This is a genomic window from Mesorhizobium sp. DxT (assembly GCF_058448885.1).
The window spans coordinates 58,245-84,513 of the sequence record NZ_JBZFLJ010000003.1; the positions used below are offsets into that span (position 1 = coordinate 58,245).

Genomic DNA, 26,269 nt, shown 5'->3' on the forward strand with positions numbered 1-26,269 from the left:
CTAGATTCCGAATATCGGCTGCAGCATCCGGCCGATGAAGCTGTTGAAGCGCATCCGGCCTTCCATCGCGGCAAGGCAGATGCAGTCCGCGCCCTGGTCGACGATCGGCTGATGCTCGACATCCTCGTCCATTTCCGCGAGATCGCCCGGCCGGAACTGCCCGAACCTGTCGGTGTAGGAGCCCGACACGATATAGGTAAACTCCGCGCCGACATGGCCGTGGTCAGGCAGGGCGCGACCGGGACCGACCTTGAGAAGGATGAGGTTGGCCTCCGGGTCGTGAGGCACGCCGACGCGGCTCATCCGCACGCCGGGGCCCGCCCAGCGCCACCGCCCGATGTCGCAGCCGCGCAGTGCATCCGGCAGACGTATGCCGTCGATTTCGACAGGCTTCTGCGCCGATACCATCGCCGGCATCTCGTCTTCCTGGTCGATCATCGCGAGCGTGTCGGCGAGGGCCGTTTCCGAGAGCTGGGTCGGCTCAATGTCTTCGAGGAAAGAGCCACCCACGGCCTCGTATTCTGCGATGCGCGCCCGACAGGTCGAACAACCGGCCAGATGTGCTTCGACGACGAGCGCCGGCCCTGCGGCCAGCGTGCCCGCTGCAAAACGCATCAGCGTTTCGTCCTTGGGGTGATGGTTGGAACTCATGTTTCGTCTTCCAGAAGAGTGCGCAGGCGGTTCATGGCCAGCCGCGTTCTCGATTTCACGGTGCCGAGAGGAATCCCCAGTTCCTCGGCGATTTCGCTCTGCGATTTCTCGCTGAAATAGGCCATGCGAAGGATCGTCTGCTGTTCCTCCGAAAGACCGGCAAGCGCACTGCGAATGCGCGTGTCTCTTTCGGTGACGACAAAAACCTCCTCCTGCGATGGAGGCATTTCGGGAGGATCGAAAGGCAGGCTCGCAGGATCGCGTTGCCGGCGCAGGTGATCGATCCTCCGATTGCGCGCGATCGTGAATATCCATGTCGCCACCCCGGCACGGGCCGGGTCGAAATAGGATGCCTTGCGCCAGACGGTGAGCATCGTCTCCTGTACGAGGTCTTCGGCCAACCCGGCCGACATCGCGCCACGCATGAAGAAGGTTTTCAGCCGCGGACCGAAATGGCGAAACAGTGCGGCAAAGGCCTGCCGGTCCTTACGAGTCGCGACGGACAGCAACATCTCGACGAACTCGGCCGCCGCCGGTGCCGGCGGATTTTCCTCCGAGTTCACGACGGACAGCCGCCTGTGAGTGGCAACACTCCAGCCTGGCTTTTCGCCGATGTGATTGTGGGCCTCATGCATGCACCCTTCTACGCCGGTCATTCAAAAGCGGATCACGTCGCCGCCGAACCATCGCATTAAACCGTTCTGCCGGTGATCCGGCGCCCGTGATCGTTCGTAGAACGTAACCGAAGAGCAGACCCAAATCGACAGTCGCTTGATCGCGACGCCTAGGAGACCGATGCGTCATTTTCCCCAGTCCGAACGTCCACTCAAGATCGCGGTGGTCGGTTCAGGCATAGCTGCTCTCTCCGCGGCGTGGCTTCTTTCGCAACGGCATCACGTGACTGTCTTCGAGGCTGACAACCGCGTTGGCGGCCATTGCCATACCGTCGATGTGGGTGACGTTTCGGTCGACACCGGCTTCATCGTCTATAATGAGCCGACTTACCCGAACCTCACGGCACTTTTCCGGCATCTGGACGTGCCGACGAAGCGTTCGGACATGTCGTTCGCGGTCTCAATGGATCAGGGCGCGCTTGAATATTCGGGCACCAACCTGGCCGGCTTGTTCGCACAGCACAAGAACATCGCGAGCCCGCGCTTCTGGTCGATGCTGCGCGACCTGGTGCGCTTCTACCGCGAGGCGCCTGCCGGGATCAGGGGCCTCGACCCGTCTGCCAGCCTTGACGAATATCTCGACGGGGCCGGTTTCGGGACCGCCTTCCGCGAGGACCACCTTTACCCGATGGCTGCGGCGATCTGGTCCACGCCTGCCATCGAGATAGGAAGCTATCCGGCGGTCTCGTTTGTCCGGTTCTGCGAGAACCACGGGCTGCTGAAGTTCTTTCGCCGGCCCGTGTGGCGCACTGTGGATGGCGGCAGCCGAGCCTATGTCGAAAGGCTGGTCGCACCCTTTCGCGATCGCATCCGCACCAACGCGCCTGTCACGGAAGTCCGGCGCGTCAACGGTGTCGTGCAGGTCTCCACATCGACTGCCGAACCCGAATGGTTCGACCACGTGGTTATCGGGTCTCACGCCGACCAGGCGCTGCGCCTGCTTGGCGATCCCACCGATCAGGAAACCGAGCTGCTTGGCACCTTTGCCTATGGGCTGAACGAAACCGTTCTCCACGGCGACGAAAGGCTGATGCCACGCCGGCGTCGCGTCTGGTCGAGCTGGAACTATCTGTCCCAGTCAGCAGCGGCCGGCGAAACGCGCGGCAAGCCTTGCGTCACCTACTGGATGAACCGTTTGCAGGATATCCCGGACAAGACACCCCTGTTCGTCACGCTGAGCCCGCTGCTCAGGCCAGCCGACGACAAGATCTTCTGGCAGGGCGTCTACCGTCATCCGCTCTTCAACGCGGCAACGCTGGACGCGCAGCGCCAGCTATGGTCGCTGCAGGGGCGGGCGAACACGTGGTTCTGCGGTTCGTATTTCGGTTCCGGCTTCCATGAAGATGCGATTCAGGCGGGTCTCGCCGTGGGCGAAAGCCTGGGTGGCGTCAAGCGCCCGTGGACAGTGGCCGGCGAATCTGACCGCATTGACGTTCACGCCGCCACGCGGCCGCCTCAGCCAAGGTAGTCGTCGTCCGACACCTGCTCCATCCAGTTGACCGGAGAACCGTCCCGGGCTTCCTGAATGGCAATGTGAACCATGGCCTTGGTATCGGTCGCGCCGTGCCAGTGCTTCTCGTCCGGCTCAAACCAGACTGTATCGCCGGCCTGTACAAGCTGTTTTGCCTCGCCTTTCTTTTGCACCCATCCCTCGCCCGAAACGATCAGCAGGCGCTGTCCCAGGGGATGCGTGTGCCAGGCAGTCCTTGCGCCGGGCTCGAAAGAGACGACTGCTGCCGCCGCACGCGCCGGTTCAGGAGCAGCGAACTGGCTGTCTATGCGCACGGAACCGGTGAAATATTCAGCCGGTCCCTTGGCCGACGGCTGGTCGCTGTTGCGGACGATTTTCAACGTGATGCTCCTGCCTGGAGGTCGGTGACCCGGTTGCAATGGGGCGTGCGGCGCAGTCTCTGCGAGCCTGCCTCATGCCCATCATCCAACCTAGGACACACCGGCGAGCTTGCAACAAAAAGCTGGTCCCCGCTTCTCCACCTGCCTGCCAAGGCTGGAAGTTGGAACCCGGCAGGCACTCCTGCCGGGTTCCGGGCATAGGCTTCATCAGGCTGCGTCGCCCTTGATCCATTGCGGTGTAATGGTGCGGAATTCCGACGGGCCGGCCAGCAGTGCTGCTGTTTCCTCCTCGTAATCCTTGAACCAGGGCTGGTTGACGAAATCGTCGGAACCGGCCTCGCCGGTATAGAGCTGGTAGGCCACGATCGCGTCCGGGTCGTTGTCGTCGAAACCATAGACATAGGCGATCTGCCCGTCGGCCTTGTCGATATAGGCGCGGGCATATTTCTCCCAGATGCGCTTGACCTCGTCGCGCTTGCCGGGTTGCGCCTTGTGCCTGATGTAAAGTGCTTTCCTGTTCATGATCTACTCCTCGAAACGGTGCGGCCGTCGGCCGCTTGTGATCGGGCATCCTGCCCATATCCTCGTGACGTTCGAGACGAGCGGTTTGTGACGCCGGGCCTGGACTGATTTGTTTTTTCGGGTGCACGCGAAGAGAGTGTCGAAATCCGCGACGGCGGCGCGACATGGTTACGGCGAGCAGGTTCGCCGGACCAACACGGAAGGAAACGAGATGAACTACATGCTGATGCTTTATGCCGACGAGGTCGCTGGTTCGAACATACCGCCGGAAGAAATGAAGGGCTTCATGGACCAGCTCCACGCCTACAGGGAGGCGCTTCGGAAGGCGAATGCCTTCGTGGCGACTGCGCCGCTGGCCCGCACCAACACGGCCTGCACTGTGCATGTCGACCGCGGCGAGATGAAGGTGCAGGACGGTCCCTATGCCGAAACGCGCGAACAGCTCGGCGGCTATTACATCATCAGGGCCGAAAACATGGACGAGGCCATCAAATGGGCCGCTCGCTGCCCCGCCGCGACCTGGGGAACCATCGAGGTGCGGCAGATCATTGATCTTGGAGATGAGTAGCCTCGACCAGAGCCGGCGTGCCGCCGACCGTGCGGCACGCGAAAGCTACGGTCGTCTCGTGGCCCTGCTTTCATCCATCACGCGGGACGTCGCCAGCGCCGAGGACGCGCTGGCGGAGGCCTTTGCAGCCGCGCTGCGGCAATGGCCGGCGCAAGGCGTTCCGCGCAATCCGGAAGGGTGGCTACTCGCGGTTGCACGCAGGCGGCTGATCGACTCGTCGCGGCGTAGGGGAACAAACGAACGCTTCCAGGAACATCTCAAGCTCATCTCGGACGAACTTGACGCCGAACGGCAGACATCGCGGGAAATACCCGACCGGCGCGTTGCCCTGATGTTTGCCTGCGCCCATCCCGAGATCGAACCGGCCATCCGTACGCCGCTGATCCTGCAGGTTATCCTCGGCTTCACCGCTGAAGCCATCGCAGCGGCGTTCCTGGTTCCGCCGGCAACGATGGGCCAACGGCTCGTGCGGGCGAAGGCGCGCATCAAGCAGTCCGGCATTCCCTTTGCCATTCCTGAGCGTGCCGATTTGCCCGATCGCCTCGATGCGGTGCTGCAGGCCGTTTACGCGGCCTATTCCAGGGATTGGGCCGAGGCCGGCGAGGGGTCTGCAGGGAGGCTTTCCGAAGAGGCCATCTGGCTGGGGCAGGTCATGGCGGAACTCATTCCCGACGAACCGGAGGTCAAAGGCCTGCTTGCCCTGATGCTGTTTCTGGATGCCCGGCGCAATGCGCGCTCCGCACCTGACGGGTCGTATGTTCCGCTCGACGATCAGGACACCGCCTTGTGGAACCTGTCACAGATTCGGCAGGCCGAAGCGCTTATGAAGGACGCCAACCGATTGGAGGGTAGCGGCCGCTTTCAGATCGAAGCTGCAATCCAATCCGCGCATGTGGCGCGCCGATTGCACGGTCTGGACAACTGGTCCGACATCGTCGCGCTTTACGATGTGCTCTTCGCGCTGGCGCCGACACCGGTCGTTGCGCTGAACCGCCTCGTGGCGCGCGCACGCATATATGGCGCCAAGGCGGTATTGGACGAAATCCAGGAGATCGGTGCAGATCCCAGGCTCGTCGATTACCAGCCCTACTGGGCGGCATGTGGCACGCTCCTGGCTGAAGCAGGCCGGAACCTGGAAGCAAGGGAGGCGCTGACCGCAGCGCTTGGGCTGGCGACCGACGAAGCCGCAAGAGCCTTCCTGCAGCGCCGGATCGCCCGCCTGGCCTGGACGCCAGAAAGGACATAGCCGATCCGGTCGCCTCTCAGTGCATCGTCACTTCATCGAGTGCGGCAAGCTTGTCCGGATTGCGCACGACGAAGATCTCGGCGATGCGGCTTGCCGCATCATAGGCAAACGAGACTGCGGCGACGATCGTCCCTCCATCACGCAGCACCAGACCGCGCGATCCATTGAGATCGGCGAAGCTCCATTCATAGTTTTGCCACCAGCCACTGAGCCGTTCCGTCAGGAAGGCCGTGACCGCGCTGCCTTCCAGCATGTCGGTCACCGTCGCGACCTTTCCGCCGCCGTCGGCCGTCAGCCGGACATCGCTTGCCAGCATCGCGGTGAGCGGGCCCGGCTGACCCGACCGGATCGCCTCCTCGAAGGCAGCAAGAAGTTCCTCCTGACGTTCCTGCGTCGGCATGAAGCGCACATGATCTTCGCCGATGCGTGCTTTGGCCCGCGAGACGAGCTTGCGGCAGGCCGGTTCGGTCATGTCCAGGGACGCGGCGACGTCTCCGTAGGACATGTCGAAGATTTCGTGCAGCAGATAGGCGGCGCGTTCGCGCGGCGTCAGTCGCTCCAGCATGAGCAGGAACGCGGTGGAAAGGGATGATGAGAGTTCCATTTGCGCCTCCGCATCGCTGTCGATGATCGCGTGAATCGGCTCCGGCAGCCAGTTGCCGACATAGTCGACCCGGCTGCGGTAGGCAGCGCGCAGCATGTCTATCGATCGTCGCGTGCATGCGGTGGTGAGCCACGCGCCGGGGGATTCGATGCTGTCCACATCGGTGGCTTGCCAGCGCAGAAACGTGTCCTGCACGGCGTCTTCGGCCTCGGCGCGCGTACCCAGGATGCGATAAGCGATACCGAGAAGTCGTGGCCTGGCCTCCTCGAAGAAGCGGATATGCGCATCGCTGTCGCGCGCTGCGCTGGAAGGGTTACTCTTCGACATGACCGAGGGTCCTCCTCGCGAAAGGGTGGCTTATCTCCGGTTGACGATCCATAGGCAGGTATTGTGACGTGGCCGCATTTTTTACGTCGTCAGCCCGGAAGATCGTGGGCATCGACGGATCTAGCGGAGGAACAGCAGCGCCATGCCGACAACAACGAGCGCCGCGCCTGCCCAGGCGCCTGCCGCAGGTCGCTCGCCGGTGCGCAGCCATAGCATGGGCAGGATCATGACCGGCGACGTCGCTGAAAGCGTCGATACTATGCCGACCTTGCCGCCCGAAAGCGCATAGAGCAGCAACGTCATGCCAATCGCCAGCGCCAGGACACCCGTTAGCGCGGTCTGCGCTGCGATGCTCAGGGTAAGCGGCCCTTTCGGCTTAACCGCAGGGATGGGTAGCTGGATGAGGACCGTCAGGCAGAGTGCGGCGATGCCGACGCGCAGCATCGATGCGGCAAACGGATCGACGCCGCTTGCCATGATCGGCCGGGCAATGATGGAGCCGACGGCCTGCCCGGTGGCCGCCAGCAGGCCAAGCGCGACGCCGACCCACAGCGGCCCCTTGACCGCCTCCCACTGGTGGAGCTGCGACCGACGCTTGCCGAACAGGATGGCGAGCAGCACGCCCGCGATCGTCAATGCGATGCCGAAGACGGCGATGCCCGGCAGTTCCTCGCCGAGTACGAGCCACCCGAGGATGGCAGCCAGCGGCGCGTTCAGGGCGAAGAGGATGCCGGAGCGGCGTGGACCGACGCGGTTGAGTGTGGCGAACAGCAGCGTGTCGCCGATGAAGATGCCAATGAACCCGGAAAGCAGCAACGGACCGACAGCACCCGCATCGAGCTCCCGCCATGTACCGGAAGCCAACACGTAGAGCGCAAGCAGCCCCGTAACGAAGACCTGCCGCGCCCTATTGAACGCCAGCGCTCCGAGATGGTTGGCGGGTCCCGCCGAAATGATACCGGTGAGGGCCCAGCATGTCGCCGCCCCCAGTGCGGCAAGTTCATAGAGCGGCATCGAACTGGGCTTTCGGATCGGGGGAAGACGTCGACGGGCATACCTTCAGGTTGAGATGTTAGATTGCTTGAAACCGGGCGTCGCGAAAAGGCCAAATTCCAACGGACCACAAAAGCTCCTGACAAGCTTGCTCCAGCCTCGCGTAGTTGTCCGCCAACTATCGCGGCGGGATGTCCAGTTCGGAGACGACTTCCAGCGCCCTGTCCTGCCTCGCTTCGACGCCCTCGGGCGGCCGATGGGAGGTAAGCGCGCGGTCGCGCTTATGGATCAGCTCGGCGATCTCGGTCGCGTAAGCCGTGAAGATCGCGGTCAGCCAGCGGTTCACGAGATAGGAAGGCTGCGGCATCTGCAAGTCGAAACGCGGCAGCAGTGCGATCGTCGCATCAGCCTCCAGCCAGTCGTCACCCACCACCCACTGGTTCACCGTGAAAAGGCGAAGCATCCGGCCGTAGGCATCGACGCCAACAGCGGCAAGATGGTGGATCGGGCCTTCGGGCCCCTGCGGGCGTACGAAGCAGTGGAAGTGTCCGTGCTCTATCTCACCCGCGTCCGCCGGATGGGAGTGATAGTACCACTGGGCGCCACTCGCCGGGTCGAACACGTCGCCCGGTGGATAATGCTCCCATGCCGTGATGTCGGCGACGCCGCGAAAGGTTTCGGACAGCACGTTGAGCCCGCCCTTGGCGAGCACGGTCTCGCAGAACGCGATCTCGCGCAGCGCGAGCGCCTTGCCGTCCTCAGCCATTGTCCTCTGCCGGCCTCGGAAGAGGAGGAGGTGGCGGCGCAAGCTTCTTCTCGCTGGAGGGCATGGGAGCCGGCGGCGGGGGTGGTGCGAGCTTGGGCGCTGCGGGTGCGCAAGGCGAGGCCGGCATCGGCGCGGGCGGCGGAGGAGGTGCGGCACGCGGCGCGCCGGCAGCACAGGGCGAGCCCGCCGCGCAAGGGGCGGCGGCTGCGCACGGTGAACCGCCACTCGTCCCGGAAGAGGCTCCCGGCTGCGCGCGCGGAACGGGATGCGTGTAATGGTCGACTGCGACGGCGGCGGTCGCCACAGTCAGCGCGGCACCGAACAGCAACGTATTGCGGGACGTACTCATTTCCTGACGAACCCATCGAGGCCGAACAGCGGCCGCGCCCAGACACCTGCCAGCGACCCGACAAAGGCGCAGGCAAACCACAGCCATCCATGGAGGCTGCCGGACGCGATGCCGGAGAACAGCGCGCCGATATTGCAGCCGAATGAAAGCCGCGCCCCGTAGCCCATCAGCAGGCCGCCGACCACCGCCGCCATCAGCGAGCCGAGCGGGATTTTGGCCTTGGGAGCGAACTTGCCGGCGAGGCTCGCCGCCAGCGCCGCGCCGAGGATGATGCCGAAATTCATCACCGAGGTGATGTCGGCCAGCACGCTCGACTGAAGCGCAGCCTGCGGCCCCGGCCAGTTCCAGAATTCCCAGGTCTCGACCGGCATGCCCATGGCCTGCGCGGCCTTGGCGCCCCACAGCCCGAAGCCGAAGGTGACCGACCATGGATGGCCGGCGAGCAGCAGCGTGGCGATATTGAGCAGAGCGAGCAGAAGCCCCGCACCCACCAGCGGCCAGGGGCCGTAGGTCAGCCAACTCCAGCCGGCCCGGCTCGGGACCGGCTCCGTTTCGATGTTGCCATGCGCGCGGCGTTCGATCAGGGCCGTCACCAGCGCGACGAGCCCGAGTCCGACAAGAGTCGCCAGAACCGCCGTGCCGGTCCCGAGTTCGCGGCCGATGTCGACCGTACCCAGCGACGGCAGCGTCAGCCACCATGGCAGATGCGCTGTGCCGACCAGCGCGCCGACGATGAAGAAGACCAGTGTCACCAGCATGCGGGACGAGCCACCGCCGACTGTAAACAGCGTGCCCGACCCGCAGCCGCCACCAAGCTGCATGCCAAGTCCGAACATCGTCGCCCCGACGATCACCGAGACGCCAACCGGGCCCATCGCGCCGACCAGTGCCCGGTCGCCGAGATTGCCGGCGGCAATCAACGGGATCATCGCCACCGCGGCGACCCCGATCATCAGCATCTGCGCGCGGATGCCGCGTCCCCGCCGTTCGACGACCATTCGCCGCCAGCCTCCGGTGAACCCGAAGGAGCCGTGATAGAGCGCGGCGCCCAGCAGTCCGCCGACCATAAAGAGTGCCGCCTGCCGCAGATCGATCAGGTGCGTTATCGCCAGGAAGCCGACCAGCAGGGCGCCGCCGGCGACCAGGGCCGGCGCGCGATCGATGTTGGGGGCGGGAGGGAAGGCCGGGCGGCCGATGGTCACGTCTGTCATTCACAGTCCGCCGTCACGCGGCGTTCCCAAACTGCAAGTGTCCGGAAAATTCCGGACACTTGTGCCGCCAAATCAGGTGGCGGCTGAGGAGAGTATTAGGCCTAGCTGCCGGACTTGTTCTCGACCGGGCGCGCCGGATCGGCGGTCCACTCGGCCATCGATCCATCGTACATGCTGGTGTTCTTGTTGCCCAGCACCTCGGAGAGCCCGAACCAGGCGACGGATGCCCAGTGCCCGGTGTTGCAGAACGCGATGTTTTCCTCGTCAGTCGCCAGGCCAACAGCTTCGCTCAGCGCCTTCACCGTCTCGGGACGCGCGAAGCTCGCATAGTCCGCGCTGTAGAGGTCGGAATGCTGGATGTTCACGGAGCCGGGGATCGTGCCGTTGGCGCGCACGACCGGGCTTTTCGACTTGCCCGTGAACTGTTCCGCGGGACGGCCGTCGACGAGCTTCGTCCCGGCTTCCAGCGCCGCGACAACCTCCTCGGTGGTGGCAAGCAGGTCTTCTTGCGGGTCCGCGGTGAAGGTGGCCGGTTCGGGCGTGACCGCTTCCGCAGTGCGCGCGCCGCCGGCCGCATCGTACTGCCGCCAGCCGCCGTCGAGGATGGAGACATCGTCGTGGCCGAGATATTTGAATGTCCAGTAGATGCGGGTCGCGCCGCCAAACTCGGAGGAATCGGTGCCCCATGGCACGATGACGACATGGTCGTCATTATCGATGCCGAGGTCGCCGATCAGCTTGGTGATCTGGTCCAGCGGCGGCAGCTTGCCGGGGACCCCGTCGATCTCGGTACGCCAGCCCGCACCTGCGTAGGGAGCAACCACCGCGCCCTCGATATAGGGCGTGTCTCCCAGCTCCGTCTCGGCGACCTTGTCGCGAATGTCGAGGATGACGACGTTTTCCTTGCCGGCGTTCGCCTTGACCCAATCGGTGTCAACCAGCGGACCGGCATCCGCCGCGAGCGCCGGGGCGGCGAGAATCGAAAGCGTGAATGCCAATGAAGCGATGCGCATGTGATCGAACTCCGTGTCATTTCCCGAAATCGATCCGGGATCCTGAAGGGGTTTTAGACTTCGGAGCGTGTTGAGTCAGCGCACGACTGCGCGAGCACGCACGGCATCGCTAGAATATCATTCCTCATGAAGAGAATTCATAGGAACATGATTCCGCGATAGCCGGCATTCGCCTATCCGATCAGGTCCTTCATCGCGCGTATGGCGGTCGCATAGCCTTTGGGGCCAAGCCCGGCGATGACAGCCGTGGCGATCTTCGAAACCAGCGAATGCTGGTAGATGTCTTCCCGGCGGTGGATGTTGGATATGTGCAGCTCGATGATCGGCCGCGGAAACATCTTCAGCGCGTCCAGAATGGCGATGGATGTGAAGGTGAAGGCGGCCGGGTTGATGACGATGCCGGCGGCAGGCCGGTCGATCGCCTCGTGAACCCAGTCGACGATTTCGTACTCACGGTTCGACTGCCGGAACTCGACCGGGATTTCGCCGGCCGCCGAGCGGCACATCGCCTCAACCTCGCCCAGCGTCGTGCTGCCGTAGATTGCCGGCTCACGCGTGCCGAGGCGATTGAGGTTGGGGCCGTTGAGAACGTAGATCGGTGCAGTCATGAAGGATCAGCCCTGGTAGCCCAGCAGACGGGGCAGGAAGAGAACGAGGTCGGGGAAGAATGTGATAAGCGCCAGCGAGGCCAGCATCGCATAGAGGAACGGCAGGATGTCGCGCACCAGTGCGCGCAGCGACACCTGTCCGATATTGGTCATGATGAACAGGAGCAGGCCGTAGGGCGGCGTGATCAGCCCGATCATGATGTTGACCACGCAAACGATGCCGAAATGCACGAGGTCGACGCCGAGCACCTGCGCGGTAGGGATCAGCACCGGGATGACGATGAGGATGATCGTCGTGCCTTCCAGCAGGCAGCCCAGCGCCAGCAGCAGGATGTTGACGATAATCAGGAACGTCGTCGGCGACAGGTCGAAGCCCTGCAGGAACACGCTCAGCGTGCGCGGGATGTTCTCGACCGTCACGACGTAGTTGAAGACCAGCGCGCCGGCGATCAGCATGCCGATCGACGCGGTCGTGCGGGCGCTCGACAGCAGCGTCTTGTATGTGCCGCGCCAGGTCACGGTGCGGTAAAGCAATGCCGAAACGAGGAACGCATAGGCCGCCGCAATCGCCGCCGCCTCCGTCGGTGTGGTGATGCCGGAATAGATGCCGCCGAGCAGCACCACCGGCATCATTAGCGCCGGTAGGGCGCGCAGCGTGATGCCGGGAATCTCGCGCAGCGGCACCGGCTCCTCGACCGGGAAATTACGCTTGCGGGCTGTGCGGACGACGAGTGCCATCTGCAGCAGGCCCATCAGCAGGCCGGGCACCATGCCGCCGAGAAACAGGTAGCCGATCGACGCGTCGGACACGAGCGCATAGAGCACGATCGGGATGGAGGGCGGGATGATCGGCCCGATGACGGCGGTGGCGGCGGTCAGCGCGGCGGCGAAGCTCGCCGGATAGCGCCCACCCTCGGTCATCATCTTCTGCATCATCTTGCCAACGCCGGCTGCATCGGCGATGGCCGAGCCGGACATTCCGGCGAAGATGATCGACTGGACGACATTGACCTGCGCGAGACCGCCCCGGAATCGCCCGACCAGCGCGTTGCAGAAGCCCAGCAGACGTTCGGTCATCGAACCGCTGTTCATGATCTCGGCGGAGAGGATGAACAGCGGCACCGCGAGCAGGATGTAGCTCGTATACATGCCGTTGAGCAGCTGCTCCGCCGCCGTGCCCATGTCGAGGCCGGCCAGGTAGAGATAGACGATAGAGCCGGCGATCATGGCGTGGCCGATCGGCAGGCCAAGCAGGCTAAGGCCGATGATCGCAATCAGGCAAAGCGTGAACGGATCGGTGAAACTCATAGGCCGGAACCCGTATGTTCCGCGTCGCGGCCGGCGATGTCGCCACGCATGGCGCGCCACACCAGCCAGCCATAGCGAAGGATCGCAGCGGCCGCGAACAGCAGATAGATCGAGAACAGGTAGTCGAAGCGGATCTTGAGATAGGCGGTCGACTGGACTTTCATGAAGGTCACGTAGTCGTAGACCGCGGGAAAGGAGAGCGCGTAGATGACGACAAGCGCCACGGCGAACAGGATCGTCATCACGCGCCGTACGGCGGGGTTGACCGAGCCATAGACGAGGTCGAAACGGATTTCCTCATCCTCGCGCAGCACGAACGCCGCGCCCCACAAAACCAGCCACAGCCACATGATGACGGTGAGTTCCGACGTCCAGCCGATCGGAAAGTTGAGGAAGTAGCGGAAGATCACCTGCGCCATGAAGGCGAGGAACATGACCGCCAGCATCAGCGCCAGCAGGTTTTCCGCGCGTCGATAGAGAAACTGCCCGATGCGAGCGAACCGCATGGCGACCTCCGAGCCGGTATCCGCGGTCCGGCGCCGCGGGACGAAATTCCCGGCCCGCCCTGTCGGGCGGTCCGGGTTGCAAAAGTCGGGCTCGGATCAGAGCGCGTTGATGCGATCGACCATGCCCTCCGGCCAGTCCTTGGCCAGTTCGGATTCAAGATACATCTTCTGCGCGTTGCTACGGAAGGCTTCCAGGTCGGGCGTGTAGATTTCCAGCCCCTGCTCCTTGAAGAACGAAGCCAGCTCCTCCTCGCGCTTGAGATGCTCGCCGGTGCTCCACTCGATCGCGGCATCGGCCGCGGCCTGGACCTTCTCCTGCTGCTCGGGGCTCAGCTTGTTCCATGCGTCGAGCGAAATGGTCAGGAGATCGTAGCCGACGAGATGCGATGTCATGACGATCTGCGACATGACCTCGTAGAACTTCATGTTCTGCACGTTGGGTAGCGGGTTGTCCTGCCCGTCGATCGCGCCGGTCTGCAGGCCGGTATAGACCTCGGCATAGGCCATCGGCGTCGGGTTTGCTCCGAGCGCCTGGCCGAGGAACTGCCATGCATCGCCACCGGGCATGCGCAGCTTGATCCCGGCCATGTCAGCCGGCGTGTTGATCTTCTTGTCCACCCGCAGCCCCACCTGGCGCGCGCCGAAATAGGTCGGGCCCAGAACTTTCACGCCGAGCTGGTCCTCGACCATCTGCTTCATTTCCTGGCCGGGTTCGCTGGCAAAGAACGTGCGCAGGTGGTTTGCATCGCGGAAGAGATAGGCGGAGGTAAGCACTGACCACGCTGGGATCTGGTTGGAAATGTCCTGCGGAGCGATATTGCCCATCTCCAGGTTTCCGCGCTGCAGCGCGACGAGTTCAGTGCCCTGCTTGAACAGCGTGCCGCCGTAATAGCCCTGATAGTCGAACTCGTCACCGATCTGCTCGGCGAACTTCTTCATCATCTCCGCACGGATGTCCTGTTCGGAGAATACGGCGGAAAAGCGCAGCGCGACCTTGTCCTGCGCGGTCGCGGCGACGGTGGAGCCGGCAAGCGCGAGTGCGGCGCCCGCCGCGAGCAGCGCTCGTCTCGTAAAATCGATCATGGCAGTCCTCCCTGGCCATTCGGTTGGCAACGGCCAGCGTGGCACGGGCCGTCGTGAAGAGACTCTTGCCACTAGACAGACCTTCGATCAATAGGCGTTATCAAAAATCTCCTATATTTCTGTTTCCATCATTCGAAGTGATATTGCAGGTCGACGTCTTGCGGGCCGCTCGCGAAGCTGCGATGAACGCCTCGACCGGGAAGCGCATCATGTCTGAACTGACCTCCGCACTGGATACCGCGGGCGAAGCAGCCTATCGCCATATCCGCCACGACATCATTTTCGGCGGCCTTGCGCCCGGTGCGCGGTTGCGGCTGGAGCGCCTGCGGGAAACCTATCAGGCAAGCGTGAGCACGCTGCGCGAAATACTCAACCGGCTGGCGTCGGAGCGACTGGTGCTTGCCGAAGGCCAGCGCGGCTTCGCCGTCGCCGCGGTCTCGCAGCAGCATTTTCGCGACGTGGCGGCGATGCGCGAATTGCTGGAGGGCCATGCGCTGAAGGAATCCTTTCTGCGCGGCGACGTGGAATGGGAGGGGGTCGTTCTGGCCGCCCATCACAAGCTGGCCCGCATGGAGGCGCGCATGGCCGGCGGCGACCGTTCCGTCACCGAGGACTGGAAACGCTACGATCGCGAGTTCCATGCGGCCTTGATCTCGGCATGCGGATCGAACGAGCTGATGTCGGCGCACCGTCAGATTTTCGATCACTATCTGCGTTATCAGATCATCGCCGTCATCTACCGTGGCGAGGAGGCTTCTTCCGAGCACCGGCAGCTTCTCAAGTGCTCGCTCAAACGCGATCATGAGACCGCGATGGCCATTCTGGCGCAGCATATCCGGGCATGCGTCGAGCACACCGTTCGCAACGGCCTGTTACCGGTCTGAGCAGAAGGCACCATTGCAGGCGGCTTCATCCGACATTAAGACGATCGTATGAACCAAGAAGCCTCCCAGCCCGCCAACGAGCCCGCTTCCACCATCGGAGAAAACGCCTATCGTCGGATTCGATCGGACATCGTATTCGGTAGGCTGGCCCCCGGCCAGAAGCTGAAGCTTGAGCGGCTGCGCGACACCTATGGCGCCAGCATCAGCACGCTGCGTGAAATCCTGAACCGCCTCTCCTCGGAGAGCCTTGTTGTGGCCGAAGGCCAGCGCGGGTTCGAGGTGGCGCCCGTCTCCGCCGAAAACCTGCGCGAGATCGCCGCACTACGTCTTCTGCTCGAGGGCCATGCGCTGGAACAGTCGTTTTCGGCGGGCGACATGGAGTGGGAAGGCCGCGTGGTCGCGGCCCATCACAAGCTCGCCACGCTGGAGCGGCGCATGCGCGCAGGGGACTTCAGCGAAACCGAGCTGTGGAAGCGTTATGACTGGGAATTCCACCAGGCGCTCATTTCCGCCTGCGGCTCCGTCGTGCTGATGGAGACGCATGCCGGCGTGTTCGACAAATATCTGCGTTACCAGATGATCGCGTTGTCGTTCCGAGGCGACATTGCGGCGGAAGAACATCGCATCATGCACGACGCCGCATTGGAAAGAGATGCCGCAAAGGCGCGCGAGGTGCTCGTGCGGCATGTGGAAGGTGGCGTCGAGCACGCGCTCGCCACCGGCACGATCGCCTCGTAGATCACCATATAAAACACAAAACACCAGACATATCGGATTTTGTGTGTTGCGCAGTTGAGGCGCTGCAGGTACGCTTTGGCATTCGATCAACCCCGGTTCCAGAGCATCAACCATGGCCGCCATCCGGCTGGGCCTCATCGGCGATCACATAGCCCGCTCCCAATCGCCCCGGCTGCATGTGCTGGCGGGCAGCCTGTGCGGCCTCGAGGTGACCTATGACCGGTTGATTCCGGCCGACATGGGCATGGATTTCGACGCGGTCTTCGATCGCTGTGCCGACGAAGGCTATCGTGGCATCAATGTCACCTACCCCTACAAGGAAACGGTCGTGCCGCGGCTGACGGTGCCGGATCCGCTGACGGCAAGCATCGGTGCCTGCAACACGGTGCTGTTCGGCGATAGTCGTCCGCAGGGTCACAATACGGACTTCTCCGGCTTCGCCGCCGCGTTCCGGTCGTCTTTCGGCGATGTATCGCCGGGCGCGGTCGCGATGGCAGGTGCGGGCGGTGTCGGCAAGGCCATCGCCTTCGCGCTTGCGCGCCTTGGCGCACGCGAACTGCGCATCTACGATATGGACACTACGCGGGCGAGCGCGCTGGCGGCGGCGCTGGTCGGGACCGGCGTTCCCATGCAGACGATCGTGGCGGAGTCGATCGCGGCGGCGGCGGATGGTTCGGACGGTCTCATCAACTGCACGCCGATCGGCATGGCAGGCCACCCGGGTTCACCGTTTCCAGCGGATGCAATGCAAGGTCCGACATGGGCGTTCGACGCGGTCTATACGCCCGTCGATACCGAGTTCCTCCAAGGTGCCGGCACGGCCGGTCTGGCGGTGATTAGCGGCTGGGAGCTCTTTTTCCACCAGGGCGTCCAGGCCTTTCGCCATTTCACCGGGCGCGAGGTGGACGCGCCGGCGCTTCGCAGCGCACTTCTCGACCTGCACCGCGAAGCCGTCGACGGCTGAGTTCCGTGCGAAGCCGGCCTCAATTGAAGCCGGCGAGTGTCCTTGCGGCAAAGAGCCTGACGCGGGGAAGCAGCGCCGCCGTGGCGATCAGGCGATTGCGGAACCATCGGGAGACCGGATTGGCGAGCGTGGCCACTTTCGTCAGGCGGCCGGTCATTTCAAGAACCTCCGCTGCCGCCTTTCGCCGCTCCAGGGCGTAGCCGTCCAACGAAGCGTCTGATCCCGTACGCAGCGCTTCAGTCACGGCAAGACTCAGCGCCTCCGCATCGCGAAGGCCAAGATTCATGCCTTGCCCACCTGCCGGGCTGTGGACGTGGGCTGCGTCGCCGACGAGCAGAACGGAACCGTCGCGAAAACTTTGCGCGAGCTTGTGGTGCACCTGAAAGCGGGACCCCCACAGCACCTCGCGAATCCGGGCGCCAGTTCGCGGGCCTCTGGCGTCGATGACCTTTTGCACGTCCTTCAGCGCCGGCACCGAGGGCGCGTCCGGCAGTTGCGCCACCACCCTGTAGCGGTCCCGCGACATCGGGGCCACCACGAGCGTACCGGCCTCGGAGAAGAACAAGGTCACCTCGTCCTTGGCGATCGGCCAGTCCATACGCACGTCGGCGAGAAGGAAGGAGCCGTATGTATCGCCGGGAAAATCGATCCCCGCGCCGGCACGCACCGTGCTCTTCTCGCCGTCGGCGCCTATCAGGTAGCGAGCCTCGACCAGGAACTGCCCGTCGGCGCCGTCGCATGTCGCGCGAATTCCATCGGCGGTCTTCTCGAACCCCGCGAGCCTGACGGGCCGGCGCACCGCATGGCCGAGTTCGGCAAGCCGCTCGGTCAGGATCTGCTCGCTCTCGTCCTGGGGGATCATGAGCGCATACGGTGTCGGACCCGGCAGGACTGAAAAATCCACATGAAGCAGGATCGAGTCGCGGTCCCTGATCCTGAAATGCGGCACCTTGATGCCCTGGGCAATCAGCCGGTCCGCGACCTTCAACCGCTTCAGGCTCTCAAGCGTTGCGGCGTGGATGACGGCAGCGCGCGAGGTGTTCTCTGCCTCCGGCAAGGCATCGACGATGATAAAGTCCACATTTCGTTCCGCGAGCCCGATTGCGGTCGCCAGCCCTGCGGGGCCGGCGCCAACGATAAGGACTTCAGTGTTCAGGCTGGACATTGCGATCCTCCGATCGAGGTTGTAAACATATGTTTACTTACGGTGCGACCCCGAGAAAGTCAACAAGCGTTTACAAAGGAGCTCGTCGGCGATGGCAAGAGATGCGCAGGCAACACGTGAACGGTTGATCGCGGCGGGAAGAAAAGCGTTTTCGGAACGTGGATTCGAGCGCACCACGGTTCGGGAAATCGCGGCCGAAGCCGGCGTGAATCCAGCGCTTATCAACCGCTACTTCGGCGGCAAGGAGCAGCTTTTCGCCGAGGCCGTTTCAATCGACCTCGCCTTTCCGGATCTTTCGGGCGTTGCCAGGGATCGTATCGGCCACGCGCTGGTCGAACATTTCTTCAGGCGTTGGGAAGGAGACGCCCAAGACGATCTCTTGCGAGTGCTGATCAGGACGGCGGCAACGAACGATGAAGCCGCGTCACGCATTCGCGGGGTCCTGGCCGAGCAGGTCGGGCTGATGGTTGCCCGCGTCGCCGGCCCGGATCGAGCAAGGGAGCGCGCCAGCCTGATTGCCACACAGATACTGGGCCTTGCCTATGCGCGTTACGTCATCGGCCTGTCCGATGGCGATGTCGCGCCGCAGACCGCAATTGCAATGATCGGCGGCACGGTTCAGCGCTACCTCTTCGACGAATTGCCGTAAGAACCCGACGGTCCGCCGCAGCGCATTACGTCAAAAGTCCAAGACTCCCGCGAAAATGTCTATTCCCCGCAATCGAGACCTTCCATAGCCTGCTTGAAGGACAGGCCGGGAGGAAATCGAGCCGTCCAACACGTGCACCGTCACAACGGGCGCGCAAATGGGAGGAATGCCATGAAGACTGTGACCCGCAGGCGAGCCCTGCGCTATTTCGGCGTGTCCGTAGCAATCGCGGCCGCCACCTTCGCGACGCCCACGTTCGCGCAGGAACGGACCTTCGTCAGGATCGGCTACGCGATCTCCAAGACGGGACCGAATTCGGGCGGCGCGGGTATCACCACGCTGCCGAATTACCAGCTCTGGGTGAAGGACGTGAACGACGCGGGTGGGCTCGAACTGCCAGACGGCAGCAAGCTGCCGATCGAGGTGGTCGAGTACGACGACCGCTCCTCCGCCGAGGAAGTTGTGCGGGCCGTCGAGCGCCTCGCCGCACAGGACAAGGTGGATTTCATCCTGCCACCATGGGGCACTGGCTTCAACCTCGCCGTTGCGCCGCTCTTCGACCGTTTCGGCTATCCGCAGCTCGCCGTTTCGGCCGTCACCGACAAGGCACCGGAATTCGTCCAGCGCTGGAAGAAGAGCTACTGGCTGCTTGGCGGCGGTCACGACTATACGAATGCGCTCGCGGGCCTCTTGAGCAAGGCGGCCGACGCCGGCGAGGTCAACAAGAAGATCGCGATGATCTCGGTGGCCGATGGCTTCGGCATCGATCTCGTGACGGCGGCGCGGCCATCCTTCCAGGAGGCCGGCTTCGAGATCGTCTATGACGTCACCTACCCGGCTGGAACGACCGATTTCACGCCGATGATCAACGAGGCGACTGGCAGCGGGGCCGATACATTTGTCGCCTTCTCCTATCCGCCCGAGACCTTCGCGATCACCCAGCAGGCGCAGGTGGCGAAATTCAACCCGAAGGTGCTCTACCTCGGCGTCGGCACGGGCTTTCCCGCCTATGGCGCCAACAATGGCGAAAACGCCGAGGGCATCATGAGCCTCGGCGGTATCGATCCGAACAACGCGGAAAACGCCGCCTACCGCAAACGCCACGAGGAGGTGACAGGTCAGGCGCCCGACCTGTGGGGGTCCGTTGTGACCTATAACAGCCTGCAGATGCTGCAGCAGGCGATCCAGCGCCGCGGCCTCGACAAGGAGGCCGTTGCCGACGAACTTTCCAACGGAACGTTCCAGACCGTGCTCGGCGAGGTCAGGCTGGAGGACAACCAGTTGCGCAAGCTGTGGTTCGGCGGCCAGTGGCAGAATGGCCAGTTCGTCGCCGTGGCGCCGGTCGACCGCGAGGGCGCGGCCCCCGCGATCCTGCCGAAGCCGGAATGGAAATAGAAGCCATGGTGTCCTGCCCCGACCAAACCGGTTGGTTTGGTCGGGATAAGCAGGCCACTAACTTATTGGGTCGAGTGCAACATTGCTGTTGCACTCGCCGGCGGAGACACGGGCGATGCTGACGACAACGCTGATCGCGGGCCTTGTGCTGGGGGGTACCTATGCCCTCGTGGCGATGGGACTGACGATCCAGTACGGCATCGCCCGCACGATGAACCTCGCCTATGGCGAGACCATCATCGCCGCCGCGTTCGGGGCCTATCTCATTCACAATACGCTCGGCGTCAGCCCGATCCTCGGGCTGGTGCTGCTTGCGCCGGCAGGCTTCGCGTTCAGCTGGATCGTCTATGGCCTGCTGATGCGGCCGCTGGTAAGGCGCTCCAAGGGCGGCGCTGCACTTGAGATCGATTCCATCCTCGCCACCTTTGGCCTGCTCTTCGTGATCCAGGGTGTCATGCTCGTCGGCTTCGGCGGCAACTACATCAGCTACAGCTACATGAATTTCGGCGTCGACATTTTCGGCGCGACCGTCGCCGCAAACCGCCTGCTGGCATTCGTGCTTGCGCTGGTCATCGGCGGCGGGCTTTACCTCCTGCTCACCCGTACGCGTTGGGGCACGGCGTTGCGCGCGGTTTCGGTGGCGCCGGAATCCGCGCCCCTGGTGGGCATCGACGCAGACCGTGCGGCGCGCTTCGGTTTCGCGCTCGGCGGTGCGCTGGCGGCCTGCGGCGGCGTGGTGGTCTCGATGTACCAGACCTTCACCGCCTCGTCGGGCGTCATTTTCACCATGAAGGCGCTGATCGTCGTCATAATGGGCGGCGTCGGCAATCTTGCCGGTGCGCTTAGCGCCGGGCTTATCCTCGGCCTGGTGGAAACCTTCGTCGCCTCCTATGTCAGCCCCGGCCTTACGCTCGCAGCCGTCTACCTGATCTTCCTGGCGATCCTGCTATGGCGGCCGACCGGCCTGTTCGGGAAGGCACGGCGATGAGGACGATCATCGGCTTCGCGGTCGCGGCCATTGCGTTCGGCCTTCTCGCGCTCGCACCCTTCTATCTCGACGCCTACGGCATCGGTTTGCTGATCGGCATGACGGGTTACGTCACGCTCGCGTCGGCCTGGGGCCTCTTCTCGGGGCGGACTGGCTATGTATCGCTTGCGACGGTCGCCTTCTTCGGCATCGGGGCCTACACGGTTGCGGCGTTGAACGAGACGCTGCCTTATCCGGTGATCCTGCTTGTCGCCGCCGGTATCGGCCTCGTCGTCGCGCTCGTCGTCGGCCTTGCAACGCTGCGGCTGGCCGGCGTCTATTTCGTCATCTTCACCTTCGGGCTGGCCGAACTCATCCGTCAGCTCGTCACATGGTTCGAGACGACGGTGACGGGCACGCTCGGCCGCTACATCTTCCTGCCGCTGGGGCCTGAACACATCTACTGGCAGTTGCTTGCGCTATGCGCCGTGACCCTGCTCATAACCTGGTGGGTCGACCGGTCCCGGCTGGGCATGGCGCTCCGTGTGATCGCCGACGACGAGGTCGTGGCGTCCCACATTGGCATCGACATCGCCCGCACCAAGATCGCGCTCTTTGTGATCAGCGCCGTGCTCATCACGCTGGTTGGCGCGATCCAGGCCCCGCGCTGGACCTATGTCGAGCCGGCGATCGTCTTCAACCCGACCGTTTCGTTCCTGACGCTCATCATGGCCCTGCTTGGCGGCGCGGCGCGGCTGTGGGGGCCGGCGCTGGGCGCAATCCCACTCTTCATCCTGTTCGAATGGCTGTCGGCCAACTTCCCCAACCACTATTCGATCCTGCTCGGGCTGCTTTTCATCGTCATCGTGTTCCTGCTGCCGCGTGGCGTCATGGGTCTGCTGGAACGGTTGAGGGCGCCGTCTGCGCCCCTCGATCAAGCAGCAGGCACCGGCGCTCCGGCACAGGGCAAGCCGGCCAGCCAGGAGGCGCGAGGATGACCCCGCTTGTCTCGCTTCGCGGCCTCACCCGGCGCTTCGGCGGCCTGACGGCCGTCAACGGGCTCAGCTTCGACATTGTCGAGGGCGAGGTAGTCGGCCTGCTCGGGCCGAACGGCTCCGGCAAGACGACCGCGCTGAACATGATCTCGGGCGCTCTGAAACCCAGCGCCGGCGAGATCAGCCTGCGCGGCGAGGCGATCGGCGGCCTGAGCCCGCACCGCGTGGCGCGAAAGGGTGTCGCACGGACGTTCCAGCTCGTGCGCATTCTGCCTTCGCTGACGGTGATCGACAATGTGGTCGCGGCACTCGCCTTCCGCGCCGCGCCTCTGTGGGGCGATGTCGCTCGTGCCGAGGCCGAGGCGCTGCTTGCGCGGGTAGGTCTTGCCGGACGCGGGAACGAGGCGGCAGTGCAACTCACCTATATCGACCAGAAACGCGTCGAACTCGCCCGCGCGCTGGCCACGAAACCTTCGCTGCTGCTGCTCGACGAATGGCTGGCCGGGCTCAACCCGACCGAGTTGCGGACCGGGATCGACCTGATCGGCAGCCTGCGGGACGGCGGCATGACGATCCTGCTCGTCGAGCATGTGATGGATGCCGTCCGCGCGCTGTGCGGCCGCTGCATCGTCATGAATGCCGGCACCAGGATCGCCGATGGGGAAACCGGTGCCGTGCTGAAGGATCCCGAGGTGATGCGCGCCTATCTGGGGACGGACCATGCTTGAGGTCGAAAACCTGGCCGTCGACTATGGCAAGCACGTCGCGCTGCATGGCGTTTCTCTCGCGATGCAGGAAGGCGAGACGGTCGTTATCCTGGGCGCGAACGGTGCGGGCAAGTCGACTTTGCTGAAGTCGATCGCCGGGCTTGTGCGGCCGCGTGAAGGGGCAACGGTCGACTTCTCGGGTGCAAGTATAGTCGGACTGCCGGCGCACGAGGTGCTCGAGCGCGGCGTCGCGCTGGTGCCGGAGGGGCGCGGAATCTTCCCGGACCTCACCGTTGCCGAGAACCTGCTTCTGGGCGCCTATGCGCGGCGTGCGCGAAAAGACGAGGTCGCCAATCTCGCGATGGTGCTCGACCTCTTCCCGCGTCTGGCAGAACGGCGACAGCAGGCGGTCGCCACCATGTCCGGCGGCGAGCAGCAGATGGTCGCGATCGGCCGTGCCCTGATGTCCGCGCCGAAGCTCTTGATGCTGGACGAACCGAGCCTCGGACTTGCCCCTGTGCTGGTCGGCGAACTCTTCCAGTCGCTCGCGCGCATCGGTCGCAGCGGCGTCAGCCTGCTGATCGTCGAGCAGAACGTGCGCATCAGCCTGTCGATAGCCGACCGTGGCTACCTGCTCGAGGCGGGCCGAATCGTGGGACACGGGCCGGCCGACAGGCTCGCCGACGACCCTGCCGTGCAACACGCATTTCTCGGCGCTGCTGCCGATAGTTGAAGATGGAGACCAAGATGGACGTACTCGGACTGTTGATCGGACAGGAGGAAGGCCAAGCCTCGAACGGGGCAACCTTCGAACGCCGCAACCCGATCTCGGGCAACGTCGCGACGCGGGCCGCTGCTGCGACCGTGGACGACGCGATCGCAGCGGTCGACTCCGCCGCTGCCGCATTTCCGGAGTGGTCGCGGTCTTCGCCGCGCGAGCGCCGGGCGATCCTGTCCAAGGCTGCGGATATTCTGTCTTCCAAGGAAGACGCCTTCATCGAGGCGATGGCCGCGGAGATCGGGGCCACTGCCGGCTGGGCGCATTTCAACGTGATGCTCGCCTCCGACATGCTGCGCGAGGCCGCAGCCCTGACGACACAGATCACCGGCGAGGTGATCCCCTCGAACCGGCCCGGATCGCTGGCGATGGCGGTACGCCAGCCGGCGGGCGTGGTGCTGTCGATGGCGCCCTGGAATGCGCCGGTGATCCTCGGCGTGCGCTCGCTTGCCACCCCGCTTGCCTGCGGCAACACGGTGGTGATGAAGACATCGGAAATCTGCCCGCGCACCCATCGCCTGATCGTCGATGCGCTCAACGAGGCCGGCCTGCCGAAGGGCGTGCTCAACGCGGTATCGAACGCGCCGGACGACGCGCCGGGCATCGTCGAGGCCCTGATCGCGCAGCCGGCGGTGCGCCGCGTGAACTTCACCGGCTCGACCCGCGTCGGTCGTATCATCGCCGAGATTTCGGGCCGCTATCTCAAGCCGGCGCTGCTGGAGCTAGGAGGCAAGGCGCCGCTGATCGTACTTGACGATGCAGACATCGAGGCTGCCGTCGCCGCATCCGCATTCGGCGCCTTCATGAACCAGGGCCAGATCTGCATGTCCACGGAGCGTATCGTGGTTGACGAGCAGATCGCGGACGAGTTCGTGACTGCACTGGCCGCAAAGGCAACGAGCCTGAAGGCGGGCGATCCCACCCAAGGCAACACGCCGCTGGGTTGTGTCGTGGACACCGGAGCCGCCGGCCGTATCGGACAGCTCGTCAAGGATGCCGTCTCAAAGGGCGCGGTGCTTGCCGCCGGCGGCGCGATCGACGGCACCGTGATCCAGGCGACCGTCCTTGACCGCGTGACGCCGTCGATGCGCATCTATGGCGAGGAATCCTTCGGCCCGGTGGTCACGGTGGTTCGCGTCGGCAGCGTTGACGAGGCGGTCCGCGTTGCCAACGATACCGAATATGGACTGTCGTCCGCCGTCTTCGGCCGCGACGTCAACCGTGCCCTTTCGGTGGCGCGGCGCATTGAGTCCGGCATCTGCCATGTCAACGGCCCGACCGTGCACGACGAGGCGCAGATGCCGTTCGGTGGCGTGAAGGCGTCCGGTTACGGCCGCTTCGGCGGCAAGGCCGGCATCGCCGAATTCAGCGACCTGCGCTGGATCACGGTGCAGGACGGGCCGCTGCATTACCCGATCTGAGGCCACGTTCTTGAAGAAGCTCGACGGCAAGGCCTGCCTGATTACGGGCGGGGCCGGCAGCCTCGGTGCCGCAGCCGCGCGCCTGTTCATCGAACAGGGTGCGGCCGTGGTTCTCGTCGATCGCGATGCGGAACGGCTGAACGAGGTGGCGCGCGACCTGCCGCAGGAACGGGTCGCGGCGATTGCCGCCGACGTGGCAAGTGCAGAGGGGGCAGCGGCCTATGTGAATCTTGCGCTCCAGCGTTTCGGCGCGATCGACGTGCTCTTCTCCAATGCCGGCAATTTCGGCACCGTGCGGCCGATCGCGGACTATCCGGACGACGTCTTCGACGAGGTCTTGAGCGTCCATGTGCGCGGCGCCTATCTGGCGGCGAAACATGCCGCGCCGCATATGCGCACGGGCGGGTCGATCGTGATTACGTCGAGCGTCGCGGGGGTTCGGGGCGATGCCGGCGTCTATGCCTACATCACCGCCAAGCATGCGCAGGTGGGACTTATGCGATGCCTGGCGAAGGAGCTTGCGCCGCGCGGCATCCGCGTGAACACCATCCACCCCGGCCCGATCGACAACGGCTTTCAGCTCGCGGTGGAGCGGGGCCTCGGCGATGCCATGGGTGTCGACGGCACCGCGTTCTTCAACGATATGATTCCGCTCGGCCGCCACGGCACGGCCGACGAGATCGCACGCTCGGTGCTCTACCTTGCGAGTGACGATTCCAGCTTCGTGACCGGCACGACGCTCATGGTCGACGGCGGCATGAGCGTGTGAGCTCGCTTCAGCGGAACAGCGTGTCCACGAAAGCCGCGCCGATACCGACCTTTTCGTAGTGCTCGCGGCACATGGCGATGTAGTTGTGCACGTCGAAGAAGCCGTCCGGCTCGCCGTCCTCGTCGAGCCAGATCAGCGGCCCCTTCACCTGGAAGAAGACGCGCATCGGCTCGTCGCTGTCATAGGCGACCAGCGTGTGTCCCTCGCCCGGCGTCTCGTAGACGAAGTCACCGGCGGTCGCGGTCCAGTCGTGCTCAAGATAGCCCCATTTGCCGGAGATCGTGTAGGCGAAGACCTCGTGCGGGTGGTAGTGCCGGTTCACCAGTCCGGCCTTCTTCGCCATCAGGATGTCGCACCACTTGTTCTGCGTCGGGGAGATCCACAGCGGGCGCGACGACACCGTTTCGGTGAAGGGCACGTAGTAGCGTTCGTCCTCGGTCGGGGCATTGGCGATATAGACCTCGGGCAGCGCGTCTGGCTGGAAAACCTTGGTGATCGGCTTGAGGCCGCGCCAGAATTCCGTTGTCGCCGTTTCGGGCATGGGTACCTCCTCAGGT

At 64.2% G+C, this 26,269-nt stretch carries 29 protein-coding genes; 14 read left to right on the top strand and 15 right to left on the bottom strand.

Going from position 1 to position 26,269, the window contains the following annotated elements; translation table 11 throughout:
• Complete coding sequence (locus ACVJNE_RS07380; RefSeq protein ID WP_499564299.1) at nucleotides 1-651, bottom strand: ChrR family anti-sigma-E factor; 651 nt, start codon at nucleotides 649-651, stop codon at nucleotides 1-3.
• Nucleotides 648-1,286 carry a sigma-70 family RNA polymerase sigma factor gene (locus tag ACVJNE_RS07385; protein ID WP_499564301.1) on the bottom strand — a complete coding sequence of 213 codons (639 nt, stop codon included), beginning with the start codon at nucleotides 1,284-1,286 and terminating at the stop codon, nucleotides 648-650. The genes ACVJNE_RS07380 and ACVJNE_RS07385 overlap by 4 nt, the downstream gene beginning before the upstream one ends.
• 160 nt (nucleotides 1,287-1,446) lie before the next feature.
• On the opposite strand from ACVJNE_RS07385, the gene ACVJNE_RS07390 reads away from it, so the two are divergent.
• A complete protein-coding gene (locus ACVJNE_RS07390; protein ID WP_499564303.1) occupies nucleotides 1,447-2,793 on the top strand; it encodes an NAD(P)/FAD-dependent oxidoreductase in 1,347 nt (448 codons plus the stop codon).
• Here ACVJNE_RS07390 and ACVJNE_RS07395 read toward each other — a convergent pair.
• Nucleotides 2,781-3,176, bottom strand: a complete 396-nt coding sequence (locus ACVJNE_RS07395) for a (R)-mandelonitrile lyase (RefSeq protein WP_499564305.1) — start codon at nucleotides 3,174-3,176, stop codon at nucleotides 2,781-2,783. The two genes, ACVJNE_RS07390 and ACVJNE_RS07395, sit on opposite strands and share 13 nt — an antisense overlap.
• A gap of 207 nt (nucleotides 3,177-3,383) precedes the next feature.
• Nucleotides 3,384-3,698, bottom strand: a complete 315-nt coding sequence (locus tag ACVJNE_RS07400; protein WP_444726897.1) for a putative quinol monooxygenase — start codon at nucleotides 3,696-3,698, stop codon at nucleotides 3,384-3,386.
• 211 nt (nucleotides 3,699-3,909) lie between these two features.
• On the opposite strand from ACVJNE_RS07400, the gene ACVJNE_RS07405 reads away from it, so the two are divergent.
• Both ACVJNE_RS07405 and ACVJNE_RS07410 read left to right on the top strand, forming a co-directional pair.
• Nucleotides 3,910-4,266: a YciI family protein gene (locus tag ACVJNE_RS07405; RefSeq protein WP_499564307.1), complete on the top strand. Its 357-nt coding sequence runs from the start codon at nucleotides 3,910-3,912 to the stop codon at nucleotides 4,264-4,266.
• The gene (locus ACVJNE_RS07410) at nucleotides 4,259-5,512 is read left to right on the top strand and encodes an RNA polymerase sigma factor (RefSeq protein ID WP_499564308.1); all 1,254 of its coding nucleotides are present in this window, start codon (nucleotides 4,259-4,261) and stop codon (nucleotides 5,510-5,512) included. The genes ACVJNE_RS07405 and ACVJNE_RS07410 overlap by 8 nt, the downstream gene beginning before the upstream one ends.
• A 16-nt stretch (nucleotides 5,513-5,528) precedes the next feature.
• Here ACVJNE_RS07410 and ACVJNE_RS07415 read toward each other — a convergent pair whose 3' ends face one another.
• The 9 genes from ACVJNE_RS07415 to ACVJNE_RS07455 all read right to left on the bottom strand — a co-directional run bounded on the left by ACVJNE_RS07415 (nucleotide 5,529) and on the right by ACVJNE_RS07455 (nucleotide 14,280).
• Nucleotides 5,529-6,443 (bottom strand): sigma-70 family RNA polymerase sigma factor, encoded by a 915-nt coding sequence (locus ACVJNE_RS07415; protein ID WP_499564310.1) that lies wholly within the window; start codon nucleotides 6,441-6,443, stop codon nucleotides 5,529-5,531.
• Between the two features lie 120 nt (nucleotides 6,444-6,563).
• Entirely contained in the window at nucleotides 6,564-7,457 is an 894-nt protein-coding gene (locus tag ACVJNE_RS07420) for a DMT family transporter (protein ID WP_499564312.1), read from the bottom strand.
• A 157-nt stretch (nucleotides 7,458-7,614) separates the two neighbouring features.
• Entirely contained in the window at nucleotides 7,615-8,202 is a 588-nt protein-coding gene (locus tag ACVJNE_RS07425; protein WP_499564314.1) for a DUF6969 family protein, read from the bottom strand.
• Between the two features lie 345 nt (nucleotides 8,203-8,547).
• Nucleotides 8,548-9,762 carry a YeeE/YedE family protein gene (locus ACVJNE_RS07430; RefSeq protein WP_499564316.1) on the bottom strand — a complete coding sequence of 405 codons (1,215 nt, stop codon included), beginning with the start codon at nucleotides 9,760-9,762 and terminating at the stop codon, nucleotides 8,548-8,550.
• A 101-nt stretch (nucleotides 9,763-9,863) separates the two neighbouring features.
• Nucleotides 9,864-10,775, bottom strand: coding sequence for a sulfurtransferase (locus ACVJNE_RS07435; protein WP_499564318.1), 912 nt, complete (start codon nucleotides 10,773-10,775; stop codon nucleotides 9,864-9,866).
• Between the two features lie 173 nt (nucleotides 10,776-10,948).
• The gene (locus ACVJNE_RS07440; RefSeq protein ID WP_499564320.1) at nucleotides 10,949-11,383 is read right to left on the bottom strand and encodes a type II 3-dehydroquinate dehydratase; all 435 of its coding nucleotides are present in this window, start codon (nucleotides 11,381-11,383) and stop codon (nucleotides 10,949-10,951) included.
• Between the two features lie 6 nt (nucleotides 11,384-11,389).
• Nucleotides 11,390-12,691 carry a TRAP transporter large permease gene (locus ACVJNE_RS07445; RefSeq protein WP_499564322.1) on the bottom strand — a complete coding sequence of 434 codons (1,302 nt, stop codon included), beginning with the start codon at nucleotides 12,689-12,691 and terminating at the stop codon, nucleotides 11,390-11,392.
• Nucleotides 12,688-13,197, bottom strand: a complete 510-nt coding sequence (locus ACVJNE_RS07450; RefSeq protein ID WP_499564324.1) for a TRAP transporter small permease — start codon at nucleotides 13,195-13,197, stop codon at nucleotides 12,688-12,690. Before ACVJNE_RS07450 ends, ACVJNE_RS07445 begins: the two co-directional genes overlap by 4 nt.
• A gap of 96 nt (nucleotides 13,198-13,293) precedes the next feature.
• Complete coding sequence (locus tag ACVJNE_RS07455) at nucleotides 13,294-14,280, bottom strand: sialic acid TRAP transporter substrate-binding protein SiaP (RefSeq protein ID WP_499564326.1); 987 nt, start codon at nucleotides 14,278-14,280, stop codon at nucleotides 13,294-13,296.
• Nucleotides 14,281-14,489: 209 nt separating this feature from the next.
• On the opposite strand from ACVJNE_RS07455, the gene ACVJNE_RS07460 reads away from it, so the two are divergent.
• The 3 genes from ACVJNE_RS07460 (at nucleotide 14,490) to ACVJNE_RS07470 (ending at nucleotide 16,866) form a co-directional block, all read left to right on the top strand.
• Nucleotides 14,490-15,164 (top strand): GntR family transcriptional regulator, encoded by a 675-nt coding sequence (locus tag ACVJNE_RS07460; RefSeq protein ID WP_499564328.1) that lies wholly within the window; start codon nucleotides 14,490-14,492, stop codon nucleotides 15,162-15,164.
• Between the two features lie 48 nt (nucleotides 15,165-15,212).
• Nucleotides 15,213-15,902, top strand: coding sequence for a GntR family transcriptional regulator (locus tag ACVJNE_RS07465; RefSeq protein WP_499564330.1), 690 nt, complete (start codon nucleotides 15,213-15,215; stop codon nucleotides 15,900-15,902).
• A gap of 112 nt (nucleotides 15,903-16,014) precedes the next feature.
• Nucleotides 16,015-16,866, top strand: coding sequence for a shikimate dehydrogenase family protein (locus tag ACVJNE_RS07470; RefSeq protein ID WP_499564332.1), 852 nt, complete (start codon nucleotides 16,015-16,017; stop codon nucleotides 16,864-16,866).
• Between the two features lie 19 nt (nucleotides 16,867-16,885).
• Here the strand turns inward: ACVJNE_RS07470 and ACVJNE_RS07475 are convergent, their stop codons facing one another.
• A complete protein-coding gene (locus tag ACVJNE_RS07475) occupies nucleotides 16,886-18,031 on the bottom strand; it encodes an FAD-dependent monooxygenase (protein WP_499564334.1) in 1,146 nt (381 codons plus the stop codon).
• 91 nt (nucleotides 18,032-18,122) lie between these two features.
• Here ACVJNE_RS07475 and ACVJNE_RS07480 point away from each other — a divergent pair, with 91 nt between their 5' ends.
• The 8 genes from ACVJNE_RS07480 (at nucleotide 18,123) to ACVJNE_RS07515 (ending at nucleotide 25,712) form a co-directional block, all read left to right on the top strand.
• The gene (locus ACVJNE_RS07480) at nucleotides 18,123-18,680 is read left to right on the top strand and encodes a TetR/AcrR family transcriptional regulator (protein ID WP_499564336.1); all 558 of its coding nucleotides are present in this window, start codon (nucleotides 18,123-18,125) and stop codon (nucleotides 18,678-18,680) included.
• Between the two features lie 171 nt (nucleotides 18,681-18,851).
• A complete protein-coding gene (locus ACVJNE_RS07485; protein WP_499564338.1) occupies nucleotides 18,852-20,075 on the top strand; it encodes an amino acid ABC transporter substrate-binding protein in 1,224 nt (407 codons plus the stop codon).
• A 115-nt stretch (nucleotides 20,076-20,190) separates the two neighbouring features.
• On the top strand, nucleotides 20,191-21,063 hold the full coding sequence (locus ACVJNE_RS07490; protein WP_499564340.1) for a branched-chain amino acid ABC transporter permease: 873 nt from the start codon (nucleotides 20,191-20,193) through the stop codon (nucleotides 21,061-21,063).
• Nucleotides 21,060-22,040, top strand: coding sequence for a branched-chain amino acid ABC transporter permease (locus ACVJNE_RS07495; protein ID WP_499564342.1), 981 nt, complete (start codon nucleotides 21,060-21,062; stop codon nucleotides 22,038-22,040). Before ACVJNE_RS07490 ends, ACVJNE_RS07495 begins: the two co-directional genes overlap by 4 nt.
• Nucleotides 22,037-22,765 carry an ABC transporter ATP-binding protein gene (locus ACVJNE_RS07500; protein ID WP_499564344.1) on the top strand — a complete coding sequence of 243 codons (729 nt, stop codon included), beginning with the start codon at nucleotides 22,037-22,039 and terminating at the stop codon, nucleotides 22,763-22,765. The genes ACVJNE_RS07495 and ACVJNE_RS07500 overlap by 4 nt, the downstream gene beginning before the upstream one ends.
• Nucleotides 22,758-23,477 (top strand): ABC transporter ATP-binding protein, encoded by a 720-nt coding sequence (locus ACVJNE_RS07505; RefSeq protein WP_499564346.1) that lies wholly within the window; start codon nucleotides 22,758-22,760, stop codon nucleotides 23,475-23,477. The genes ACVJNE_RS07500 and ACVJNE_RS07505 overlap by 8 nt, the downstream gene beginning before the upstream one ends.
• A gap of 14 nt (nucleotides 23,478-23,491) precedes the next feature.
• Nucleotides 23,492-24,943 carry an aldehyde dehydrogenase gene (locus tag ACVJNE_RS07510; protein WP_499564348.1) on the top strand — a complete coding sequence of 484 codons (1,452 nt, stop codon included), beginning with the start codon at nucleotides 23,492-23,494 and terminating at the stop codon, nucleotides 24,941-24,943.
• Between the two features lie 10 nt (nucleotides 24,944-24,953).
• On the top strand, nucleotides 24,954-25,712 hold the full coding sequence (locus tag ACVJNE_RS07515) for an SDR family NAD(P)-dependent oxidoreductase (protein ID WP_499564350.1): 759 nt from the start codon (nucleotides 24,954-24,956) through the stop codon (nucleotides 25,710-25,712).
• 7 nt (nucleotides 25,713-25,719) lie between these two features.
• Here ACVJNE_RS07515 and ACVJNE_RS07520 read toward each other — a convergent pair whose 3' ends face one another.
• Nucleotides 25,720-26,253 carry a 2,4'-dihydroxyacetophenone dioxygenase family protein gene (locus tag ACVJNE_RS07520; protein ID WP_499564352.1) on the bottom strand — a complete coding sequence of 178 codons (534 nt, stop codon included), beginning with the start codon at nucleotides 26,251-26,253 and terminating at the stop codon, nucleotides 25,720-25,722.
• Between the last annotated feature and the right edge of the window lie 16 nt (nucleotides 26,254-26,269).

Coding starts and splice junctions, on each gene's coding strand:
- ACVJNE_RS07380 (WP_499564299.1), bottom strand. CDS start 651: ATGAGTTCCAACCATCACCCCAAGGACGAAACGCTGATGCGTTTTGCA.
- ACVJNE_RS07385 (WP_499564301.1), bottom strand. CDS start 1,286: ATGCATGAGGCCCACAATCACATCGGCGAAAAGCCAGGCTGGAGTGTT.
- ACVJNE_RS07390 (WP_499564303.1), top strand. CDS start 1,447: ATGCGTCATTTTCCCCAGTCCGAACGTCCACTCAAGATCGCGGTGGTC.
- ACVJNE_RS07400 (WP_444726897.1), bottom strand. CDS start 3,698: ATGAACAGGAAAGCACTTTACATCAGGCACAAGGCGCAACCCGGCAAG.
- ACVJNE_RS07405 (WP_499564307.1), top strand. CDS start 3,910: ATGAACTACATGCTGATGCTTTATGCCGACGAGGTCGCTGGTTCGAAC.
- ACVJNE_RS07410 (WP_499564308.1), top strand. CDS start 4,259: ATGAGTAGCCTCGACCAGAGCCGGCGTGCCGCCGACCGTGCGGCACGC.
- ACVJNE_RS07415 (WP_499564310.1), bottom strand. CDS start 6,443: ATGTCGAAGAGTAACCCTTCCAGCGCAGCGCGCGACAGCGATGCGCAT.
- ACVJNE_RS07420 (WP_499564312.1), bottom strand. CDS start 7,457: ATGCCGCTCTATGAACTTGCCGCACTGGGGGCGGCGACATGCTGGGCC.
- ACVJNE_RS07425 (WP_499564314.1), bottom strand. CDS start 8,202: ATGGCTGAGGACGGCAAGGCGCTCGCGCTGCGCGAGATCGCGTTCTGC.
- ACVJNE_RS07430 (WP_499564316.1), bottom strand. CDS start 9,762: ATGACAGACGTGACCATCGGCCGCCCGGCCTTCCCTCCCGCCCCCAAC.
- ACVJNE_RS07435 (WP_499564318.1), bottom strand. CDS start 10,775: ATGCGCATCGCTTCATTGGCATTCACGCTTTCGATTCTCGCCGCCCCG.
- ACVJNE_RS07440 (WP_499564320.1), bottom strand. CDS start 11,383: ATGACTGCACCGATCTACGTTCTCAACGGCCCCAACCTCAATCGCCTC.
- ACVJNE_RS07445 (WP_499564322.1), bottom strand. CDS start 12,691: ATGAGTTTCACCGATCCGTTCACGCTTTGCCTGATTGCGATCATCGGC.
- ACVJNE_RS07450 (WP_499564324.1), bottom strand. CDS start 13,197: ATGCGGTTCGCTCGCATCGGGCAGTTTCTCTATCGACGCGCGGAAAAC.
- ACVJNE_RS07455 (WP_499564326.1), bottom strand. CDS start 14,280: ATGATCGATTTTACGAGACGAGCGCTGCTCGCGGCGGGCGCCGCACTC.
- ACVJNE_RS07460 (WP_499564328.1), top strand. CDS start 14,490: ATGTCTGAACTGACCTCCGCACTGGATACCGCGGGCGAAGCAGCCTAT.
- ACVJNE_RS07465 (WP_499564330.1), top strand. CDS start 15,213: ATGAACCAAGAAGCCTCCCAGCCCGCCAACGAGCCCGCTTCCACCATC.
- ACVJNE_RS07470 (WP_499564332.1), top strand. CDS start 16,015: ATGGCCGCCATCCGGCTGGGCCTCATCGGCGATCACATAGCCCGCTCC.
- ACVJNE_RS07475 (WP_499564334.1), bottom strand. CDS start 18,031: ATGTCCAGCCTGAACACTGAAGTCCTTATCGTTGGCGCCGGCCCCGCA.
- ACVJNE_RS07480 (WP_499564336.1), top strand. CDS start 18,123: ATGGCAAGAGATGCGCAGGCAACACGTGAACGGTTGATCGCGGCGGGA.
- ACVJNE_RS07485 (WP_499564338.1), top strand. CDS start 18,852: ATGAAGACTGTGACCCGCAGGCGAGCCCTGCGCTATTTCGGCGTGTCC.
- ACVJNE_RS07490 (WP_499564340.1), top strand. CDS start 20,191: ATGCTGACGACAACGCTGATCGCGGGCCTTGTGCTGGGGGGTACCTAT.
- ACVJNE_RS07495 (WP_499564342.1), top strand. CDS start 21,060: ATGAGGACGATCATCGGCTTCGCGGTCGCGGCCATTGCGTTCGGCCTT.
- ACVJNE_RS07500 (WP_499564344.1), top strand. CDS start 22,037: ATGACCCCGCTTGTCTCGCTTCGCGGCCTCACCCGGCGCTTCGGCGGC.
- ACVJNE_RS07505 (WP_499564346.1), top strand. CDS start 22,758: ATGCTTGAGGTCGAAAACCTGGCCGTCGACTATGGCAAGCACGTCGCG.
- ACVJNE_RS07510 (WP_499564348.1), top strand. CDS start 23,492: ATGGACGTACTCGGACTGTTGATCGGACAGGAGGAAGGCCAAGCCTCG.
- ACVJNE_RS07520 (WP_499564352.1), bottom strand. CDS start 26,253: ATGCCCGAAACGGCGACAACGGAATTCTGGCGCGGCCTCAAGCCGATC.